This is a genomic window from Pleomorphomonas sp. JP5 (genome assembly GCF_023721815.1).
GTDB lineage: Bacteria > Pseudomonadota > Alphaproteobacteria > Rhizobiales > Pleomorphomonadaceae > Pleomorphomonas.
On record NZ_JAMDLI010000021.1, the window covers coordinates 54,110 to 72,051 of the forward strand.

At 64.0% G+C, this 17,942-nt stretch carries 16 protein-coding genes; 6 read left to right on the forward strand and 10 right to left on the reverse strand.

The window, feature by feature from the left end:
* Positions 1-66: 66 nt before the first annotated feature.
* Entirely contained in the window at positions 67-1,077 is a 1,011-nt protein-coding gene (locus M4J40_RS18175; RefSeq protein ID WP_251755831.1) for a heparan-alpha-glucosaminide N-acetyltransferase, read from the forward strand.
* Between the two features lie 88 nt (positions 1,078-1,165).
* On the opposite strand, the gene fabI is transcribed toward M4J40_RS18175, so the two are convergent.
* From fabI to fabA, 3 genes are read right to left on the reverse strand one after another with little or no spacing between them, the layout of a single operon-like run.
* The gene (gene fabI / locus M4J40_RS18180) at positions 1,166-1,996 is read right to left on the reverse strand and encodes an enoyl-ACP reductase FabI (RefSeq protein ID WP_251755832.1); all 831 of its coding nucleotides are present in this window, start codon (positions 1,994-1,996) and stop codon (positions 1,166-1,168) included.
* A gap of 51 nt (positions 1,997-2,047) precedes the next feature.
* Complete coding sequence (gene fabB / locus M4J40_RS18185; RefSeq protein ID WP_251755833.1) at positions 2,048-3,274, reverse strand: beta-ketoacyl-ACP synthase I; 1,227 nt, start codon at positions 3,272-3,274, stop codon at positions 2,048-2,050.
* Positions 3,275-3,307: 33 nt separating this feature from the next.
* Entirely contained in the window at positions 3,308-3,817 is a 510-nt protein-coding gene (fabA, locus tag M4J40_RS18190; protein ID WP_251755834.1) for a 3-hydroxyacyl-[acyl-carrier-protein] dehydratase FabA, read from the reverse strand.
* 328 nt (positions 3,818-4,145) lie between these two features.
* On the opposite strand from fabA, the gene irrA reads away from it, so the two are divergent.
* Entirely contained in the window at positions 4,146-4,556 is a 411-nt protein-coding gene (gene irrA / locus M4J40_RS18195; protein ID WP_251756067.1) for an iron response transcriptional regulator IrrA, read from the forward strand.
* 19 nt (positions 4,557-4,575) lie between these two features.
* On the opposite strand, the gene M4J40_RS18200 is transcribed toward irrA, so the two are convergent.
* From M4J40_RS18200 to M4J40_RS18220, 5 genes are all read right to left on the reverse strand, one after another.
* Entirely contained in the window at positions 4,576-5,361 is a 786-nt protein-coding gene (locus M4J40_RS18200; RefSeq protein WP_251755835.1) for a GntR family transcriptional regulator, read from the reverse strand.
* The gene (locus M4J40_RS18205; RefSeq protein ID WP_251755836.1) at positions 5,358-6,227 is read right to left on the reverse strand and encodes a BadF/BadG/BcrA/BcrD ATPase family protein; all 870 of its coding nucleotides are present in this window, start codon (positions 6,225-6,227) and stop codon (positions 5,358-5,360) included. Before M4J40_RS18205 ends, M4J40_RS18200 begins: the two co-directional genes overlap by 4 nt.
* 279 nt (positions 6,228-6,506) lie before the next feature.
* Positions 6,507-7,961 carry an NAD-dependent succinate-semialdehyde dehydrogenase gene (locus tag M4J40_RS18210; protein WP_251755837.1) on the reverse strand — a complete coding sequence of 485 codons (1,455 nt, stop codon included), beginning with the start codon at positions 7,959-7,961 and terminating at the stop codon, positions 6,507-6,509.
* Between the two features lie 59 nt (positions 7,962-8,020).
* Positions 8,021-8,773, reverse strand: coding sequence for an RluA family pseudouridine synthase (locus tag M4J40_RS18215; RefSeq protein ID WP_251755838.1), 753 nt, complete (start codon positions 8,771-8,773; stop codon positions 8,021-8,023).
* A 70-nt stretch (positions 8,774-8,843) separates the two neighbouring features.
* Complete coding sequence (locus tag M4J40_RS18220; RefSeq protein WP_251755839.1) at positions 8,844-10,367, reverse strand: hypothetical protein; 1,524 nt, start codon at positions 10,365-10,367, stop codon at positions 8,844-8,846.
* Between the two features lie 408 nt (positions 10,368-10,775).
* Between M4J40_RS18220 and M4J40_RS18225 the strand changes: the two genes are divergently transcribed.
* Complete coding sequence (locus M4J40_RS18225; protein WP_251755840.1) at positions 10,776-11,228, forward strand: RbsD/FucU family protein; 453 nt, start codon at positions 10,776-10,778, stop codon at positions 11,226-11,228.
* Positions 11,229-11,360: 132 nt separating this feature from the next.
* The gene (gene rbsK, locus M4J40_RS18230; RefSeq protein ID WP_251755841.1) at positions 11,361-12,293 is read left to right on the forward strand and encodes a ribokinase; all 933 of its coding nucleotides are present in this window, start codon (positions 11,361-11,363) and stop codon (positions 12,291-12,293) included.
* Between the two features lie 9 nt (positions 12,294-12,302).
* Here rbsK and xylB read toward each other — a convergent pair whose 3' ends face one another.
* A complete protein-coding gene (gene xylB / locus M4J40_RS18235; protein ID WP_251755842.1) occupies positions 12,303-13,778 on the reverse strand; it encodes a xylulokinase in 1,476 nt (491 codons plus the stop codon).
* A 208-nt stretch (positions 13,779-13,986) separates the two neighbouring features.
* Here xylB and M4J40_RS18240 point away from each other — a divergent pair, with 208 nt between their 5' ends.
* On the forward strand, positions 13,987-16,428 hold the full coding sequence (locus M4J40_RS18240) for a glycoside hydrolase family 3 protein (protein WP_251756068.1): 2,442 nt from the start codon (positions 13,987-13,989) through the stop codon (positions 16,426-16,428).
* A gap of 282 nt (positions 16,429-16,710) precedes the next feature.
* Here M4J40_RS18240 and M4J40_RS18245 read toward each other — a convergent pair whose 3' ends face one another.
* Positions 16,711-16,872, reverse strand: coding sequence for a hypothetical protein (locus tag M4J40_RS18245; protein WP_251755843.1), 162 nt, complete (start codon positions 16,870-16,872; stop codon positions 16,711-16,713).
* On the opposite strand from M4J40_RS18245, the gene M4J40_RS18250 reads away from it, so the two are divergent.
* Positions 16,871-17,920, forward strand: coding sequence for an HD domain-containing phosphohydrolase (locus M4J40_RS18250; RefSeq protein WP_251755844.1), 1,050 nt, complete (start codon positions 16,871-16,873; stop codon positions 17,918-17,920). The genes M4J40_RS18245 and M4J40_RS18250 overlap by 2 nt on opposite strands.
* The last annotated feature ends 22 nt before the right edge of the window (positions 17,921-17,942 follow it).

Here is a 17,942-nt window from a genome sequence, read left to right on the forward strand (position 1 = left end):
ACTGCCGCCGGTTGCCTTGGCTGCGCCACTGCCGCACACCCTTGATCGACGCTGGAGAGACGGGACATGGCTGATTCGGTACCCCAGAGAGAGCATGGCGGCGGCCGTTCGCCGCGCCTGCCGCTGATCGACGTCACCCGTGGCGTGATGCTTCTCGCCATGGCCTCCTACCATTTTTCCTGGGATCTCGCCAACGTGCGGCTGGTCAGCTGGGGCGTCGCCAGCAACCCGCTCTGGCGCGCCTATGCGGCAGCAATCGCCGGCAGCTTCCTGCTGTTGTCCGGCATTTCATATCGCCTGGCCGAGCGCAACGGTTTCGACCCGTTCCGCTACGGAGGCCGTCTCGGCCGCCTTGCAATCGCCGCTGCGGCCGTTTCTGTCGCGACCTATTTGGTTTTTCCCGACGCCTGGGTGTTCTTCGGCATCCTGCACATGATGCTGCTGGCCAGCCTCCTCGCGCCGCTGCTTGTTCGTTTGCCGAACGGGGTCTTGCTCCTTCTCGCGGCTGCAGCGCTCGTTCTTCCTCAGGTCTGGCGATCGCCTGCATTCGACGGCATGGCATGGGGTTTTCTGGGTCTTGCGGAAACGCCACCGGTTGCCAACGATCTTGTGCCGCTGTTCCCGTGGATCACTCCCTATATCGTCGGTCTCGTTGCCGGCGGTCCGTTGGCGCGCCGTGGAGAAAGCCAAGCATGGCCGCTGCCCCGCCGTACACACTGGCTCGCCTGGATCGGCCGGCACTCGCTTCTGTTCTATCTCCTGCACCAGCCGTTGCTCTATGGCCTGGCTGTCGGCCTCGCGACTCTCATTCCGGTCGACCCGGCGGTCCAGAGGGCGAGCTTCGTCACCGACTGCCGCCTTGAGTACGAGCGCCACGGCGCGACCAAGGAGATGTCCGAGCGCTTCTGCGGCTGCGTCGCGACCTCGGTCGACGACACCGGCATCTGGGAGAATAGGGACGACGATCCCTCTTTCGGGCCCCTGCTCGCCACCGCCGTTCAGGCTTGCCAGGCCCAGCCATCGAGCGACATTGCCGATCCGTCGACGCCCGAAGGAACAGCGGACGGCAACGACTAGGTCCAATCGGCATTCAGCCTGGCGGCGGCGAACAAAAAAAGCCGGCAGGAGCCCCGCCGGCTTCAACGTCTTCCCGACTGATCCGACATCAGCCGGCGGGCCCCTCGGCAGATTCGCGGCGGTCCTGTTCCTTCAGCTCGCCAATGCGCGGCATCGACATGATCGAGTAGCCGGAATCAACGAAATGGATCTCGCCGGTCACGCCCGACGACAGATCCGACAACAGGTACAGGGCCGAGCGACCGACCTCGTCGATCGTCACGGTGCGCTTCAGCGGCGCGTTCTTCTTCTGGAAGTTGAACATCAGCCGGGCGTCGGTGACACCCGAGCCGGCCAGCGTGCGCACCGGACCGGCCGAGATGGCATTGACCCGAATACCGTCGCCACCGAAGTCGGCCGCGAGATAACGCACCGAGCTCTCGAGCGCCGCCTTGGCAACGCCCATGACGTTGTAGTTCGGCATGACACGCGTCGAGCCACCATAGGTCAACGTGAGCAGCGTGCCGCCCTCGGTCATCAACGCGGCCGCCTTGCGCGCCACTTCGGTGAACGAGAACACGGAGATGACCATGGTGCGCGAGAAATTGGCGCGCGTAGTGTCGGCGTAACGGCCCTTGAGCTCGTTCTTGTCGGAGAAGCCGATGGCATGCACCAGGAAATCCAGCCCTCCCCATTCGGCCTTGAGAGCCGCGAAGACAGCATCGACCGACGCCTCGTCCTCGACATCGCAAGGCAGAAGAAGCTTCGCCCCAACCTCTTCGGCCAGAGGCTTGACGCGCCGACCGAAGGCTTCGCCCTGATAGGTGAAAGCCAGTTCGGCGCCGGCGGCGGAGAGAGCCTTGGCGATGCCCCAGGCGATAGAATGGTCGTTGGCGACGCCCATAACGAGGCCGCGCTTGCCGGCCATGAGTCCATTCATGATCTGACGTCCCGAGAAGAAGAAACCGCCCGGCGAAGCCGGGCGGAAGGATCAGGCGGCGTAGCGCTGGAGAACCAGCGTTGCGTTTGTGCCGCCGAAGCCGAAGCTATTGGAAAGCACTGTGTCGATTTTGGCATCGTCGATCCGATCGCGCACGATCGGCATATCGGCAAAGGCCGGATCGATTTCCTCGATGTGCGCGCTCTTCACGATGAAGCGGTTATTTATCATCAGAAGCGAATAGATCGCTTCCTGCACCCCGGTGGCGCCCAGCGAATGACCGGTGAGCGACTTGGTCGCCGAAACCGGCGGACAGTTGTCGGCACCGCCGAACACCGTTCTGATCGCCTCGATTTCCGGTGCATCTCCGGCCGGCGTCGAGGTCGCGTGCGGATTGATGTAGTCGATCTTCTCTTTCACCGTGGAAAGAGCCTGACGCATGCAGCGCACCGCCCCCTCGCCCGAGGGTGCAACCATGTCGTAGCCGTCGGAGGTGGCGCCATAGCCGACGATCTCGCCATAGATCTTGGCGCCGCGCGCCTTGGCGTGCTCCAGCTCCTCGAGAACCAGCACACCGGCGCCGCCAGCGATGACGAAACCGTCGCGATTCTTGTCATAGGCGCGCGAAGCCGTAGCCGGCGTGTCGTTGTACTTGGAGGCCATCGCGCCCATGGCATCGAACAGCACGGACAACGTCCAGTCGAGTTCCTCGCAGCCGCCGGCGAACATCATGTCCTGCTTGCCGTACTGGATCATCTCGTAGGCGTTGCCGATGCAGTGGTTCGACGTGGCGCAGGCCGAGGAGATCGAATAATTGACGCCCTTGATCTTGAACCAGGTGGCCAGTGTCGCCGAGGCGGTGGAGCTCATCGCCTTGGGAACCGCGAACGGGCCGACCTTCTTGGACGAGCCGCTTTCGATGGTCTTCAAGGCCGACTCGACGATGACGCGCGTCGAAGCACCACCCGACCCCATGATGATCCCGGTACGTTCGTTGGAGATGTCGCCGGCCTCAAGGCCCGCGTCCAGGATCGCCTGATCCATGGCCACATGGTTCCAGGCGGTGCCGCCACCGTGGAATCGCATTGCGCGCCGGTCGACCACCGACGCAGGATCGAGGGTGGGCGATCCGTAAACCTGGCAGCGGAAGCCGTGCTCGGCGAAGGTCGGGGCGAAGGTAATACCGGAGCGGGCATCATGAAGGGACGCCAGCACCTCCTGCGTATTGTTGCCGATCGAGGACACAATGCCCATGCCGGTGACGACGACGCGTCTCATGGCTGTCTTTCCTTGTTCTGATACGGGCGGCGCTCAGGCGGCCTTGAACAGGCCGACGCGGAGATCCGTCGCCTTGTAAATGGTCTCGCCGTCGGCCTTCAGCCAGCCGTCGCCAATACCGAGCACCAGCTTGCCGCGCAGCACGCGCTTGAGATCGACGCCATACTCGACCAGCTTGACGGCAGGGGTGACCATGCCGCTGAACTTCACTTCACCGACCGAAAGAGCCCTTCCCTTACCGGGAGACCCCGACCAGCCGAGGAAGAAACCGAGCATCTGCCAGAGGGCATCAAGGCCCAGGCAGCCGGGCATGACCGGATCGCCCTTGAAATGGCAGGGAAAGAACCAGAGATCGGGCCGGATCGCCAAAGTGGCACGGATGAGGCCCTTGCCAAACTCGCCACCCTCCTCGGCGATCTCGGAGATGCGATCGAACATCAGCATCGGCGGCATCGGCAGTTGGGCATTACCCGGTCCGAACAACTCCCCGCGTCCGCAGGAAAGGAGATCCTCATACTCGTAGCTGTTCTTGCGAAGACTCATGCTGCTGTCCGTACCTTATCCCTTCGGGCCTGCCCAAGGCAGCGCCAATCGCCGTCCGTCAGGACGGTGTTCGTGGTGGCTCGATCTCTAGCACAGGCAAGGCGTCCTCGAAAGCCTTGGTACAAACGCGGCAATGGCCTTTTTGGCGCGTTCTTGCAGTCTCCACCCACTTTGCTAATATGTCGCAATCGAAAAAGCCGTCTGGCCTCCGCCGACCACCCAGGATAACGACATCATGGACCGCCCGCTTCCTTCCAGCCCGTCCACTGCCGCGACGGAGATGGCACACCGCACTGCCGTCGGCGCTCAATCGGCGGCCAGCGCCCCCATGATCACCAAGGTCCCGGTGCGCACGCGCCTCCGGGATGTCGGACTCAGGCCCACCCGCCAACGCGTGGCGCTCGCCGAGATCCTGTTTTCGCATGGTCACCGCCATCTTTCGGCCGAGGACCTGCACGCCGAAGCTCTGACGGCCAAGGTGCCGGTGTCGCTCGCCACCGTCTACAACACGCTCAACCAGTTCACCGAAGCCGGTTTGCTGCGCGAGGTAGCCGTCGAGGGCACGCGCACCTATTTCGACACCAATACCGACGACCATCACCATTTCTACGTCGAGGACGAGAACCGCGTGTTCGACATTCCCGGACCTCACGTGGAGATCGGCAACCTGCCGCCAGCGCCAGCGGGTATGGAAATCGTCCGTGTCGACGTGGTTGTCCGCCTGCGCAATATGCGCTGAGCACGTGGCGGCTCGTGAGTCACTCGCTCGATAGCGCCGCCACAACCTCGTAACCGTCGCCGCGACAAAAGGCTCGGCTGATTTCGACGGCGCGACCGCTCGCCGTGTAGCTGACGCGCTCCACCCGCATGGCCGGCGTTCCCTCGGCCAACTCAAGCAGCCCGGCTTCCACCGCCCCGAGCGCCACTGCCCGAAACCTCTCGACACCGCGCGTCGCCGGCAGACCGGCATCAGCCAGCGCGGCCGCAGGAGAGATTGTAGCGACCTCAAGATCGACAGTCGCCGCCGGCAGCGTGGTAAGTTCCAGAATACGTGGGCGGCCCTCCACGCAGTGGAGACGGTAGAGCCGAAGGACGCGCTCCCCCGGGCCAAGCCCCAGCGTCATTGCCTCCGGGGCCGACGGCGGCCCCGTCAAGCGGTCGACGAGGCGGGTCTCCACCGACTCGCCCTTTTCCGCCAGCTCGTCGGCATGGGACCGCAGCACTGTCTGACGTCTGTGAGCCGTATCTGAAGGCTGCCCCTCCTCCTTGCGGGCAGACTCGGTACGGGCGACGGTGGAGCCGCCTCCCGGACGGGTGGTCACGAGCCCTTCCGCCACAAGCGGCGCCATCGCCTGCCGCACGGTGATGCGAGAAATGGAAAGGCCAGCCGCTATCGCGCGTTCGGAGGGCAACGGCACGCCAGCCACGAGACGTCCGCTTGAAATGGCGGTCCTGAGGGCCGCCTCGAGGCGACGACAAAGCGGCGCATCCCCGCCGCGTTCGCGCCAGTCCTGACCGACCACCCGAGTAAAGGGCTCCATCATTCGCTGGCATCCCTTCTCGCAAGACTGAGCGCACCATCCAAGGCATCGCCTGCGGGTTCGGCAATCAAACAGGCAAATCGGGAGGACAGGCGCGGCAGATAGCTCGACGCGAGGCCACCCACCAAAGCGATCCGATCAATACCCTCACCGGCAAGACGACCGATCAGCGCTTCGATTTCGGCCACAGCGGCGGCAATGATCGCGCCGGCCGCAGCATCTCCAGCTTCCGCGTAATCGAAGACAACCGGTGCAAGAGCCGCCCAGTCGCTTGGACGCGCCGTCTTGCCGAACGCCGACAGCGCCGGGCCAGAGCCTCCCAAACGATCGAAGATCGTCGCCGTCATCGGAGACGGAGCGGCGAGCCCTTCATAAGCTTCGAGGGCCCTGCGCGCCGCGTTCCTGCCAATCAACACGCCCGAGCCACCGTCGGAGAGAGCAGCCCCCCAGCCGCCGACGCGAATACGCCTGTCACCCAGGCGGCCATAGGCCTGGCTCCCCGTGCCGACAATCACAATGCCGCCATCACCGCCGGCAAACGCGCCCTCAAGAGCGATCTCCGCGTCGGTGACGACCCGCAGGCGACCAAATCCGAACGGGGCACCGATCAGCCGAGCAGCCATCCCTGGATCCGCGGCGCCAGCGGCGCCGATCACCGCCACGACATCGGCTCGATCGCACTTGGCAAGGCCGGCAGTGGCGAGGGCCATGCTCACCGCCGCCTCAAGCGACATCACGGCACCTTCAGGATCGCTACCGATGTTGGCCGGACCGCCACGGCCTTCACCCAGCCAGCGCCCCGTACCGTCGACAAGACGAGCGCGAGCATTGCTGCCACCTCCGTCCATGCCGAGAAAAAGCCGACCCATAATGTCTCGCCGCCACCTTCGAAGACGCCACACGCACCAAAAACCAAGCAAAGACCGTCTCCGGTCGGCTGGCAATCGGTCTCAATGCGGTATCAACGACTATCTCGGCGGGCAGCCCGAAGAGACCGGATGAATCATCAGGATTTCCGGAGTTTCGATCCGAGTTCAACGACTAACTTGAGTCCACTCGATGAGTCCAAAATGGAGTCCGGAGGAGAGTCCGGAGAGGAGTCCAATTCGATAATCGGGCTTAAGCGGACGAGTCCGGATGACAACCGCTCAGCGGTCGAGTCCGGCGATTAGGAGATATTTTTTCTCAACATATTCGTCGATACCGTGGTGCGATCCCTCGCGGCCGTTGCCACTTTCCTTGACGCCGCCGAACGGCACCAGTTCGGAGGAAATGGCGCCGGAGTTGACCCCGACCATGCCGGCCTGAAGACCCTCGGCCACACGGAAGATACGGCCGACGTCGCGGGCATAGAAATAGGAAGCGAGGCCGAACTCGGTGTCGTTGGCGAGCCGGATAGCCTCCTCCTCGGCGTAGAAGCGGAACACAGGAGCAAGCGGCCCGAAGGTCTCTTCGCGAGCGACGGCCATCGCGCTGGTGACGCCAGTGAGCACGGTCGGTTCGAAAAAGCTGCCACCGAGCGGCGATCGACCACCGCCCGTCACGACCTTCGCCCCCTTGGCAAGCGCGTCGGCGACATGCGCCTCGACCTTCTCCACCGCCTTGGCATTGACAAGCGGCCCCTGCGTCACACCCGGCGTGCGGCCATCGCCGAGCTTGAGCGCCTTTACCGCCGCCGTGAGCTTCTCCACGAAAGCGTCGTGGATGCCTGCCTGGGCATAGATGCGGTTGGCACAGACGCAGGTCTGACCCATGTTGCGGAACTTGGAGGCCATCACCCCCTCGACGGCGCCGTCGAGATCGGCATCGTCGAAGACGATGAAAGGCGCGTTGCCGCCGAGCTCGGTATAGACCTTCTTCACGGTGCCGGCGCACTGGACGATCAGCTTCTTGCCGACCTCGGTCGAGCCGGTGAAGGAGACGACGCGGACCGCCGGATGGCTGGTCAGAACATCACCGATTACCGAAGACTTGCCTGTGACGACGTTGAGAACGCCCTTCGGCAGACCGGCACGAGCCGCGAGACGGGCAAGCGCGAGGGCCGTCAGCGGCGTTTCGGACGCAGGCTTCACCACCGCCGTGCAGCCAGCGGCCAGGGCCGGCGCTACTTTTCGGGTGATCATAGCCGCCGGGAAATTCCAGGGCGTGATGGCGGCCATGACACCGGCTGCCTCGCGAATCACAAGAACACGCGCCCCGTCCTTCGGCGAGGGCAGCGTTTCGCCTGCGATGCGCTTGGCCTCCTCGGCATAGAACTCGACATAACCGGCGGCATAATCGATCTCGCCCAAAGCTTCGGCCAGGGGCTTGCCCTGCTCGGACGTCATGATGAGAGCAAGATCGTCGCGGTGCTCGATCATGAGGTCGTACCAGCGACGAAGAAGGCGCGACCGCTCCTTGGCAAGAGTTCGCTTCCAGGCCGGCAAGGCGCACTCCGCCGCCTCGACAGCCCGCGTCGTACCGGCAGCATCGGTGAGGGGCACGCGCCCGACAACGGCGCCGGTCGAAGGATCGGTCACGTCGAGCGCAGGAACGCCGACGAACTCACCGTCGATCAGGCAAGCTTCCACGAGAAGCGAGGGATCCTTGAGCTGTAGCGTCATGATAGCGGCCTTTCATGCTTGATGGCGTACTGCGGCTCGGCCTTGCTTGGCGCAGCGTCTCAGACAGAGCCACGGCCGGCTAAGTCCGGCGTCGCGTCGGTCGACAGATGCAAGAGCACACCCTCTTCGTCGACGGCGCCAAGACGACCAAGTAGACGCAACATATGGGCAGGGACTCGCGCCTGTGCCAGGATGGGCGGCTTCTTGCGATAATAAGGAAGCTCCAGCTGACGCGCATGAAGATGAAGGTTGCGGTCGACGGACCGCGCAGCATCGCCGCCATAAACGCCGTCACCGACGATAGGGCATCCGAGGTGGGCCATGTGGACACGGAGCTGATGGGTACGACCGGTGCGCGGCATCAGATCGACCACTGACAGACGATCCCCCTTCGCGATCACCCGATAGTCGGTAACCGATGGTTGCCCCGATGGATCAACCTTCATCCACCATGAGCGCTTTTCATGGCTGACCTTGGCGAGCGGCGCATCCACGCGCCCCTCGTCGCTGGGCAAATGGCCGAGCACCACGGCAAGATAGGTTTTCTGCGCTTTCTGGCCTGAGAAGATCTCGCCGAGCTCGCGGACGGCGCGCCGATGTCGGCCCAGTGCCAGACAGCCTGATGTATCCTTGTCGAGACGGTGGCCAAGCTGCGGCGGGTTGGGCAGGCCGAACTGCAGAGCGGGAAAATGCTGGTCGAGGGTCTCGCCGCCCCCGAAGCCGGCATGCACCGGTATGCCGGCGGGCTTGTCGACGATGAGGACCGAGCCATCACGATAGAGAATGCGGGCAATCAACTCGTCGTCGGTCATGAAGCAATCCGGAACCCCGGCGATGTCCCGCCGTCTGGGCTTCATAACCCGAAGGGAGTTCGAAGCGAAGTCATTTCACCTCGCCCAGCAGAGTCGCGGTGTTGCAGGTCGCGCCAGCCGCCACCACGTCCATTTTTCCGGGCACGATGCCGAAGGTCGCAAAGACGCTGGACAGAACGGCATCGACAGGCTTGACGCTGCCGACAATCAACCGTTCGATTTCGTCACGAACACCACCCTCCGACATCACGTTCCTCGCATTGCCTTCCAGAGACACGAGCACTTGCGTCTCGGCTGCCAGTCGCTCCAGCCGGTTGGCGAAATCGATCGGCGCCCGAAGACTGGCAACCGCGTTGCCACCCCCTGGGCGGAAAACCATGTCGACCGGCGGATCCTCGGCAAAGGAGGAGCGTCCCTTGCCCCAGGCCGTCAGTCCTTCGGCCGCCAGCAGACGGACATAGTCAGACGCACCGGCTGGCGAGGCCGTCATCTCGGCAGCGAATGCCACACTGGCCCGCACCGGCCGGCCGATCACGGCGACTTCGGGACCTGCCGGACCGCAAACGATACGTCGGATGCGGGCATCGCCCGAGCTCAGAGTGACCTCAAGGGGCAGTTCCAGAGCGTCGGCGCCCGGGATGGCTAGTCCGCCAACGATGAAGCGCGTTGCGATACGAATGCTGGGAATGCCGACGAGACCGTCCTCACCGCCAATCAAAACCGCCGCCGATGCCTTCTCCGACACCATCATCACACTGACCGCGTTGATGCCGGTAATCGGCGACTTCAATTCGACGTTGATCGCGCCCTGGGCGAGACGGGCGCGCATGACCGCCTGTATGAACTCCAAAGGCCTGAGCGGTGCGGCAAGCGTCAGGTCGGGATCATCTCCGCTCAAGCTGATCACGCCGGAGAATGGCAAGGCCGTCTCGTCCGCCGCCCCTCCAAGAGCGAGGCGACGCAGAACAGCCAGGATATCGGCTGCTTGCGCCGAACTCCTGGCACTATCTTGATAGAGGGTTGCGAGCGCCGTCAGCAGTTCGGCCGGCTTGAACGATGCTTCGGCCACCATCGCCACACCGGTTTCGGTGCCCCCCTCGCGCGTGGCGAGGATCCGGCCGAGCTCCGCCACAAGGTCGGCGACGCGAAATGTCGTCTGGCCAAGCAGGGCCCGCTCGCCGACGGTGAGCGCACCGGTTGCCCCAAACAGCCGCGCCTCGATGGCGGCCGGCACCGTGGGCAGCTCCGGCACGGCGGTTGTCCGTTCGGTAAGGGCGGCAACGCCGGCCCGCGACGCCATTGCCGTAGCAGCAATGGTTCTGTGCCCCAAGCCGACCGGAGTGCCGAGCAGACTTCGAGCCGCCGTCGAAACGGTGACGCGTGTGACCTCCCCCGGTCCAGCGGTAAAGACCAGTCCGGACGGCCCAGGCAGAGCTTTGCCTTGCTCCGTCGTGACGACGATGTCAGCACCGTTTGCGAGGGCTCGCGCAGCAGATGCCGCGGCGGCAACAGGGGCCGCAGGTGCCTTCGCCGCTGCCAATGCCGCAACGGAGGCGGCTTCACCGGCGAACCGTCGGGTCGCAGACAGGCTCATCCAATCGATAGCCGCGAGAGACGGCAAGGCGACAAGCAAAACGCCGCCAGCAACGATGCCGGCGGTAGCCGGCCTCGGCAAGGAGCGGAGGCAAGAAAGAAAGGTTCTGAATGGCAAATCAGCAAAGACCAATGGCGGGTTTTGCGCGACTATTGCCTGAATTGTCTTCCGAGCGGTTAACTCGCGCTCGCAACTGACCATCAACGTAAGCTTTTTGCCGGATTGCCCCCGTGCAGGCCTGACAAAGCGCCGCCAACGGCCTATGGATGACATGGCGCTGGAGACGCCAAACGAGTCCTCGCAAAGTGGCAGCACCACCGTCGAACGAGGACCGGTACCGTTCTGTTGTCACGCATCGGCTTGCCGCCAGAAAACGCGGGTTTGCAAAGGGATGCGTCAGGAGGAAACATGCTCAAGGCCATCGATCCGCTGCTCAACCCCGACCTTCTCTACGTTCTGGCCTCCATGGGCCATGGCGACACGATCGCCATCGTCGACAGCAACTTCCCCATCCATTCGGTGGCGCAGGAGACCGTTTACGGCCACCCGCTGCGTCTCGACGGCGTATCGGCGCCGCGTGCGGCTCGGGCGGTGCTTTCGGTCCTGCCGCTCGACACCTTCATTCCCACAGCGGCCTTCCGCATGGAAGTGGTCGGCGAGCCGGAGAAGTGGACCGACGTCCAGCACGAGTTCCAGCAGGAAGTCTTCGATGCCGAGGGGCCGACCTTCAAGCTGGGGGGCATCGAGCGCTTTGCCTTCTATGACGCGGCCAAGAAGTCGTTCGCCGTGCTTCAGACCGGCGAGGGACGCCTCTACGGTTGCTTCCTTCTCACCAAGGGCGTGATTCCGCCGAAGGCCTGACATCGGGGACGCCCGAAACGGCCAAGATACCGATCTTTGGCACTTCCCACAGAGCCGACACAATCGGAAAGACCCGAGTATCCCGTCGCGGAGGGCTTCGGCATCTTCGCAAGTCGACAAGAGACCAACGACATGACCGATACCCAGAAATCCGGCGTTGCCATCCTCGGCATCTTTGCCGTCGACGTTACGTTCCTCGCTCCACGACTGCCGGCCATTGGCGAGACGCTGGCCGGTTCCGGTTTCGTCATGGGGCCGGGGGGCAAGGGGTCCAACCAGGCGGTAGCGGCGGCGCGGGCTGGCGGCGAGGTCAGTTTCATCACCAAGATCGGCAAGGACGCCTTCGGCGATATCGGTCTCAAGACCTGGGCCGAGGCCGGAGCCACCGCCCGCGTGCAGCGGATCGACACCCATCCGACCGGCTCGGCCTTCATCTTCGTCAACGACGCAAATGGCCAGAACGCCATCATCGTCTATGCCGGCGCATCGGGCACGCTCTCGCCCGATGACCTCGACCTCGAACAGGAGACGATCGCCAGGGCGAAGGTATTTGTGACACAACTCGAGCAACCGATCGACGCCGCCTTGCGCGGCCTCCAGATCGCCCGTGCCGCCGGCACGATCACCGTGTTCAATCCGGCACCGGCCACAGCCTTCCCGGACGAGATCTATCGGCTCTCAGATTATATCGCGCCCAATGAAACGGAAGCGGCCATGCTGACCGGCATTGCGCCGGGAACGGTGGACGACGCCCGCAAAGCAGGCGATGCCCTTCTCTCCAAGGGCGCCAGAAACGCGTTGATCACGCTCGGCGGCAACGGCGTTTTGTTGCACAACGCCACGCAGTCGGTGCATCTGCCTGCCCGCGCGGCCGGTGAGGTGATCGACACCACCGGAGCCGGCGATGCCTTTCTTGGAGGCTTCTCCGCGGCGCTTTCCAAGGGGCTCGATCCGATCGAAGCAGCTCGCTACGGTTCGGCGACGGCCGGCATTTCGGTGACACGGCGCGGAGCCGCTGCCTCGATGCCAACGGCAGCCGAGATCGAAGCCTTCCTCAAAAGCTGACGAACATCCTCACCGTGGAAACAGCGGCTTCAGCGCACGATAGAGATCGCGATAGAGCGGCAGGCGGGCGGCGAGCGCCGCCTGTCGTTCGGCATTGGGCTGGATGACATCGCGCAGTTCCGGCTTGCCACAGACCTCGGCAACGGTCTCGCCGGTCACGGCCAGGCGGGCAAGGCGCGCGACGCCGAAGGCTGGGCCACGCTCGCCCCCGACATAGCGCCGGATTGGCCGGCCAAGGGCGCTTGCCACCACCTCCATGACGATACGACCCCGGCTACCGCCGCCGACGGCGGCCAGAGCCGCCGGCACGGGACCGGCGGTTTCCAGGGCTGCCACGGCATCGACGAGCGTAAAGGCCATACCTTCGACAGCCGCTTGCAAGAGGTCGAGACCGTCAGTACCTCCATCCATGCCGAAAAAGACGCCACGCGCCGCCGGATCGTCGTGCGGCGTTCGCTCGCCTTGAAGATACGGCAGGAAAGTGACCGGCGAAATGGCCTGTCCTCGTTCCGCAACGGCCTCAAGCGCCGCACCCAAATCGGAAACACCGGTAACGCCGGCCGTCCAAGCCATGACCGAGGCGCCGTTGAGCATCGCCGCCATCTGGAACCACCGGTTTGGCAGGGCATGGGCGAAGGCATGCACCAGAACGGACGGATTGGGGCGGTAATCGGCGGTCGTGAGAAACAACTGGCTCGATGTACCGAGCGAAATGAAGGCATCGCCGTCGGCAACCGCACCGATGCCGATGCCGGCGGCAGCGGCATCGCCAGCACCGGCAACGACCGGGATACCTTCCGGAAGACCGGTGGCAGCGGCGGCACCAGGGGTGACGCGGCCGGAAATGTCAGGTCCTTCGAGAAGGCGGGGCAGCTGATCGAGATGGAGCCCGACCGCCTCGACGACGGTCACAGCCCATTGCCGCCTCGCCTCGTCGAGCAAAAGGCTGCCGGCGGCATCGCACATATCGGTGGCAAACTCGCCGGTCAGTTGCAAGCGCACCCAGTCTTTCGGCAACAATATGCGCTTGGTCGACGCAAGTGCGTCGGGTTCGTTGTGGCGCAGCCAGGCAATCTTCGGAGCGAGAAAGCCTGCCATGGCGGGGACGCCGGCGATCTGGCCCAGATCGGGCATGGCCGCGTTGAGTGCGATCGCCTCTGCGGCGGCTCGTCCGTCGTTCCAGAGGATGGCAGGACGGATGGGCCTGTCGTCGTCTCCGATCAAGACCGCACCGTGCATCTGACCGGAGAGCCCCACGGCCGCGACGCGGCTCAGTACGCCGGGCGTTGAGGCGGATACCTCGGCGAGCGCCTGTCGCACCGCTTGCCACCAGATGTCCGGATGCTGTTCGGACCAGCCTGGTGCCGGCCTGCTCGTGGCGAGCCCCACTTCCGCGTCGGCCACAGGCCGCTCATCTGAATCGACAATCAGGACCTTTACGGCCGACGTTCCGATATCGACCCCCAGGAAACAAGCGTCGCCCACAGTCCCCTCCCGTTCCTTCCGGCATTCGGTCTAGCCCGCCAGAACGGGACCCACCAGCCCTACGCCGTAGGCCGTTGGTCGAGGTGATGGCCTCTACCAACCGGCCCGCTCGCGACGACAACCGGAACATGCTATGAAGACTCGATTGTATCGTTTCATACAGGAGGTGTACGTGTCGGAACGGGATATCGAGGCACTTCTCGACGCTATGACGCTCGAGGAACAGGTGTCGCTGCTTGCCGGCGCCGATTTCTGGACAACGGTGGCGATACCGCGCCTTGGCATTCCCGCCATCAAGGTCTCGGACGGCCCCAACGGCGCCCGGGGTGGCGGTTCGCTCGTCGGTGGCGTCAAGGCGGCAAGCTTTCCGGTCGGCATAGCCCTTGGCGCCAGCTGGAACCCGGCGCTGGTCGAGGAAATCGGAGGCGCGCTCGCCGAGGAAGCGCGCTCGAAGGGGGCCTCGGTCCTGCTTGCGCCAACCATCAACATCCAGCGATCCGCCGTGAACGGCCGCAATTTCGAATGCTACTCGGAAGACCCATGCGTCACGGCGGAGCTCGCAGCCGCCTATGTCACCGGCCTGCAGAAAGGCGGCGTCGGCGCCACCGTCAAACACTTCGTCGGCAATGAGTCTGAAATTCAGCGGACGACCATGAGTTCGGACATTGGTGACCGCGCGTTGCGCGAGATCTATCTGCCGCCCTTCGAAGCCGCAGTGAAAACAGCCGGCGCCTTCGCCGTCATGAGCTCCTACAACCGCCTGAACGGAACCTTCACCTCAGAACACAAGGTGCTTCTGGGCGACCTGCTGAAGGACGAGTGGGGCTTTTCCGGCATCGTGATGTCCGACTGGTTCGGCTCCCACTCGACTGCACCAACCGTCGAGGCCGGTTTGGATCTCGAAATGCCCGGCCCGACGCGCGATCGCGGGGACAAGCTGGTTGCTGCGGTGCAAGCCGGTGAAGTCGAGGCGGGGAAGGTGCGAGAGGCGGCGCGACGCGTGCTGAAGCTGATCGAGCGCGTCGGCGGCTTCGACGCACCCGGCATTCCGGCCGAGCGCGCCATCGACAAGCCGGCGCATCGGGCACTGATCCGCAGGGCCGGCGCCGAGGCCATCGTACTCCTCAAGAACGACGGCATTCTGCCGCTTGATCTGACCGGACGGACGATTGCCGCGATCGGGCCCAACGCCGAAGCGGCGCAGATCATGGGTGGCGGCAGCGCCCAGCTCAATCCTCATTACGCCGTTTCACCGGCCGACGGCCTTCGCGTTCTCACGTCCGAAAACCAGTTGCGAACCACGCCCGGCGTGACCGCAAACCGGCTGATGCCGCTGATTGCCGGCCCCTTCGAGGTCGACGTCTACGGCCGCCCCGATTTCACCGGCCCCGTCGTCGAGCATCAGAGCCACCCGCTCGGTGAAGTGATGTGGTTCAACGAGGTCGCGCCCGGGGTTGCCGACGCGGACTTTTCGTTGAGGGCCACCACTCGCTTCACGCCGACCGAGTCGGCCGAGCATGTCTTCGGCCTCGTCAGCGTCGGACCAAGTCGGCTGATTGTCGATGGGAAGACCGTGGTCGATCTGCGAGGCGACTGGGCTCCGGGCGACAATTACTTCGAATGCGGTAACCGCGAGGTACGCGGGACAATCGCGCTCGAAGCGGGGCACCCGGTCGACGTCGTCGTCGAATACCGCTTCGTGCAGGCCATCGCCCTCAATCTCAAGGCCATTCGTGTCGGTGTCGCCGTGCCGCTGGGTGACAAGGCTTTCGCGGATGCCGTCGAACTCGCCCGCGTCTCCGATGTTGCCATCGTCTACGCCGGCCGTTCCGGGGAATGGGACACAGAGGGCAACGACCTTCCCGGCATCGATTTGCCGGGCCGGCAGGATGAACTGATCGCCGCCGTCGCCGCCGCCAACGCCAACACCGTCGTGGTGCTTCAGACCGGTGGTCCGGTGGCCATGCCCTGGCTCGACAGCGTGAGGGCGGTGATCGAGGCCTGGTATCCGGGGCAGGAAGCCGGCAACGCCATCGCCGACGTTCTGACCGGTGCCGCCGAACCGGGCGGACGTCTCGCGCAGACTTTCCCTCGGCACATCGCGAACACGCCCGTCATGACCGGCGATCCGCTGACCTATCCCGGCCAAACCGGCCATGTGGTCTATCGGGAGGGCGTTTTCGTCGGCTACCGGCATTATGAGAAGGCCGGCATCGAACCGCTGTTCCCGTTCGGACACGGCCTCAGCTACACCCGCTTCGACTGGGAGGCTCCGACGGTGGACCGACCGTCGTTCGATGGAGAGGGCATCGTTACCGTTCGCGTCCGGGTGACCAACAGCGGAGAACGCTCCGGCTCGGAGGTGGTGCAGCTCTACGTGGCTCCGCCGGCTTCTCGGATCGATCGGCCACTGAAAGAGCTGAAGGCCTTTGCAAAGCTTCAGCTCGCACCCGGCGAATCGACGGATGCGGTGATGACGCTTTCGGCGCGGGCGTTCTCCTATTTCGATACGGAGAGGAACGCCTTCGTCTCGGAAAAGGGGCGCTACCGACTGATCGCCGCCGCCTCCTCGGTCGTGACGCACGGCAGCGTCGACATCGAGTTGACGCGCGAAATCGTCGAAGCGGTGCAGGCTCGCTTCCACGACTGAGACCGGCATTGATGAAAAAAGAAACCCGGACATGGCCTGACCATGTCCGGGTTGGTAAGTCTGCAACCTGGTGGCTGCAGTGACCTAGAGGCGTGCTTTCGGAAAGTGAGCTGGGTTTCCGTCGGCTCGATGTTGTCGTTATGCCCTTGTCACCGAAGCCACGCCAGCGGCAATCGCCGCCCCGTCGCCAAGTCTTGCCAAGTCGTGAACGGGATCCGCCTTACCTTGTCATTTATGACAATACCAACGAGAGAATGGAAAGCTTACCTGGGCCAATTTGTCTCAATTTCGGCCTCCTGAGGGCAACAGGATGAATATTTCACTTACGATTTCTGTAAAATAAGTCTCTCCCAAGTTCATATCCCGTTTCTCATGCTCATTTTCTGAAGTTTCATGTTTCCCGGATACGTTGTCCTTCAGAATAATCCGCATGGAAACCGTCATGAAGCTCCTCCTGGTCGACGACAATCCAAGTAATCTCTTCATGCTCGGCAAACTGGCGCAGAGCTCAGGTATCGCCGACGTGCAGTCGTTTCGCGATCCCCTGCAGGCACTCGACGAGGCCCGCCGGACCTGCTTCGACCTGATCATCGTCGACTACATGATGCCGGGAATGGATGGGCTCACGCTCATTCGCGAGGTGCGCAGCCTCCCCGATTATGTCGATGTGCCCATTGTCATGGTCACCACCGTGGACCAGCGCGAGATCTGCTATGCCGCACTCGAAGCCGGCGCCACCGATTTCCTGACCAAGCCCGTCGACATGGCCGAAGCCAAGGCTCGCCTTCGCAACCTCGCCATGATGCGGGAAATGCAGAACAAGCTCCGAGACCGCGCCGACTGGCTGCAGACGGAGATGCAGAAAGCCTCCTACGACCGATCGGGCCTTGAAGAGGAGATCATCCTGCGTCTCGCGCGTGCCGTCGAGCGTCGAGATCCTTCGATCGGCAGCCACCTTGTGCGTGTCTCCCGCACCGCTCGCGAACTCGCCGAAGAACTTGGCCAGGGCGAGCCCTATTGCCAAGACCTCTACGTCGCCTCGCTGATGCATGACATCGGCAAGCTCGGCCTTTCCGACGACCTTCTCTACAAGACCGGTCCGTACACGAGCGACGAACGCCGCCGGATGCAGGAACACACGCTGATCGGCGGCGAAATCCTCGAGGGATCGAGATCGCGCGTCATCCGCCTTGCCGCCGAGATCGCCGAGACCCACCACGAATTCTGGAACGGTACCGGCTACCCGCGTGGCCTCAAGGAGACGGCGATCCCACTTGCCGGACGCATTGTCGCCGTGGCCGACGTGTTCGATGCCCTGACGTCGGAGCGACCTTACAAGACAGCTTGGACGGCCGAGGAGGCGGCCCGCTACATTGCCGACAACGCCGGCCAGCAGTTCGATCCAGAAGTCGCGAGGGCATTTTCGCTGCGCTACTTCCGCATCCTGAAGATCCGGGAACAAGGCGGGGCGCCCTTCGGCTTCGCCGCCTGACTTCTAGTGCGTTTCTTGCCGG

What these genes read in the sequence shown, in the direction of transcription:
- M4J40_RS18175 (WP_251755831.1), top strand. Translation starts at nt 67, where the DNA reads ATGGCTGATTCGGTACCCCAGAGAGAGCATGGCGGCGGCCGTTCGCCG.
- fabI (WP_251755832.1), bottom strand. Translation starts at nt 1,996, where the DNA reads ATGAATGGACTCATGGCCGGCAAGCGCGGCCTCGTTATGGGCGTCGCC.
- fabB (WP_251755833.1), bottom strand. Translation starts at nt 3,274, where the DNA reads ATGAGACGCGTCGTCGTCACCGGCATGGGCATTGTGTCCTCGATCGGC.
- fabA (WP_251755834.1), bottom strand. Translation starts at nt 3,817, where the DNA reads ATGAGTCTTCGCAAGAACAGCTACGAGTATGAGGATCTCCTTTCCTGC.
- irrA (WP_251756067.1), top strand. Translation starts at nt 4,146, where the DNA reads ATGATCACCAAGGTCCCGGTGCGCACGCGCCTCCGGGATGTCGGACTC.
- M4J40_RS18200 (WP_251755835.1), bottom strand. Translation starts at nt 5,361, where the DNA reads ATGATGGAGCCCTTTACTCGGGTGGTCGGTCAGGACTGGCGCGAACGC.
- M4J40_RS18205 (WP_251755836.1), bottom strand. Translation starts at nt 6,227, where the DNA reads ATGGGTCGGCTTTTTCTCGGCATGGACGGAGGTGGCAGCAATGCTCGC.
- M4J40_RS18210 (WP_251755837.1), bottom strand. Translation starts at nt 7,961, where the DNA reads ATGACGCTACAGCTCAAGGATCCCTCGCTTCTCGTGGAAGCTTGCCTG.
- M4J40_RS18215 (WP_251755838.1), bottom strand. Translation starts at nt 8,773, where the DNA reads ATGACCGACGACGAGTTGATTGCCCGCATTCTCTATCGTGATGGCTCG.
- M4J40_RS18220 (WP_251755839.1), bottom strand. Translation starts at nt 10,367, where the DNA reads ATGAGCCTGTCTGCGACCCGACGGTTCGCCGGTGAAGCCGCCTCCGTT.
- M4J40_RS18225 (WP_251755840.1), top strand. Translation starts at nt 10,776, where the DNA reads ATGCTCAAGGCCATCGATCCGCTGCTCAACCCCGACCTTCTCTACGTT.
- rbsK (WP_251755841.1), top strand. Translation starts at nt 11,361, where the DNA reads ATGACCGATACCCAGAAATCCGGCGTTGCCATCCTCGGCATCTTTGCC.
- M4J40_RS18240 (WP_251756068.1), top strand. Translation starts at nt 13,987, where the DNA reads ATGACGCTCGAGGAACAGGTGTCGCTGCTTGCCGGCGCCGATTTCTGG.
- M4J40_RS18250 (WP_251755844.1), top strand. Translation starts at nt 16,871, where the DNA reads ATGAAGCTCCTCCTGGTCGACGACAATCCAAGTAATCTCTTCATGCTC.
- M4J40_RS18245 (WP_251755843.1), bottom strand. Translation starts at nt 16,872, where the DNA reads ATGACGGTTTCCATGCGGATTATTCTGAAGGACAACGTATCCGGGAAA.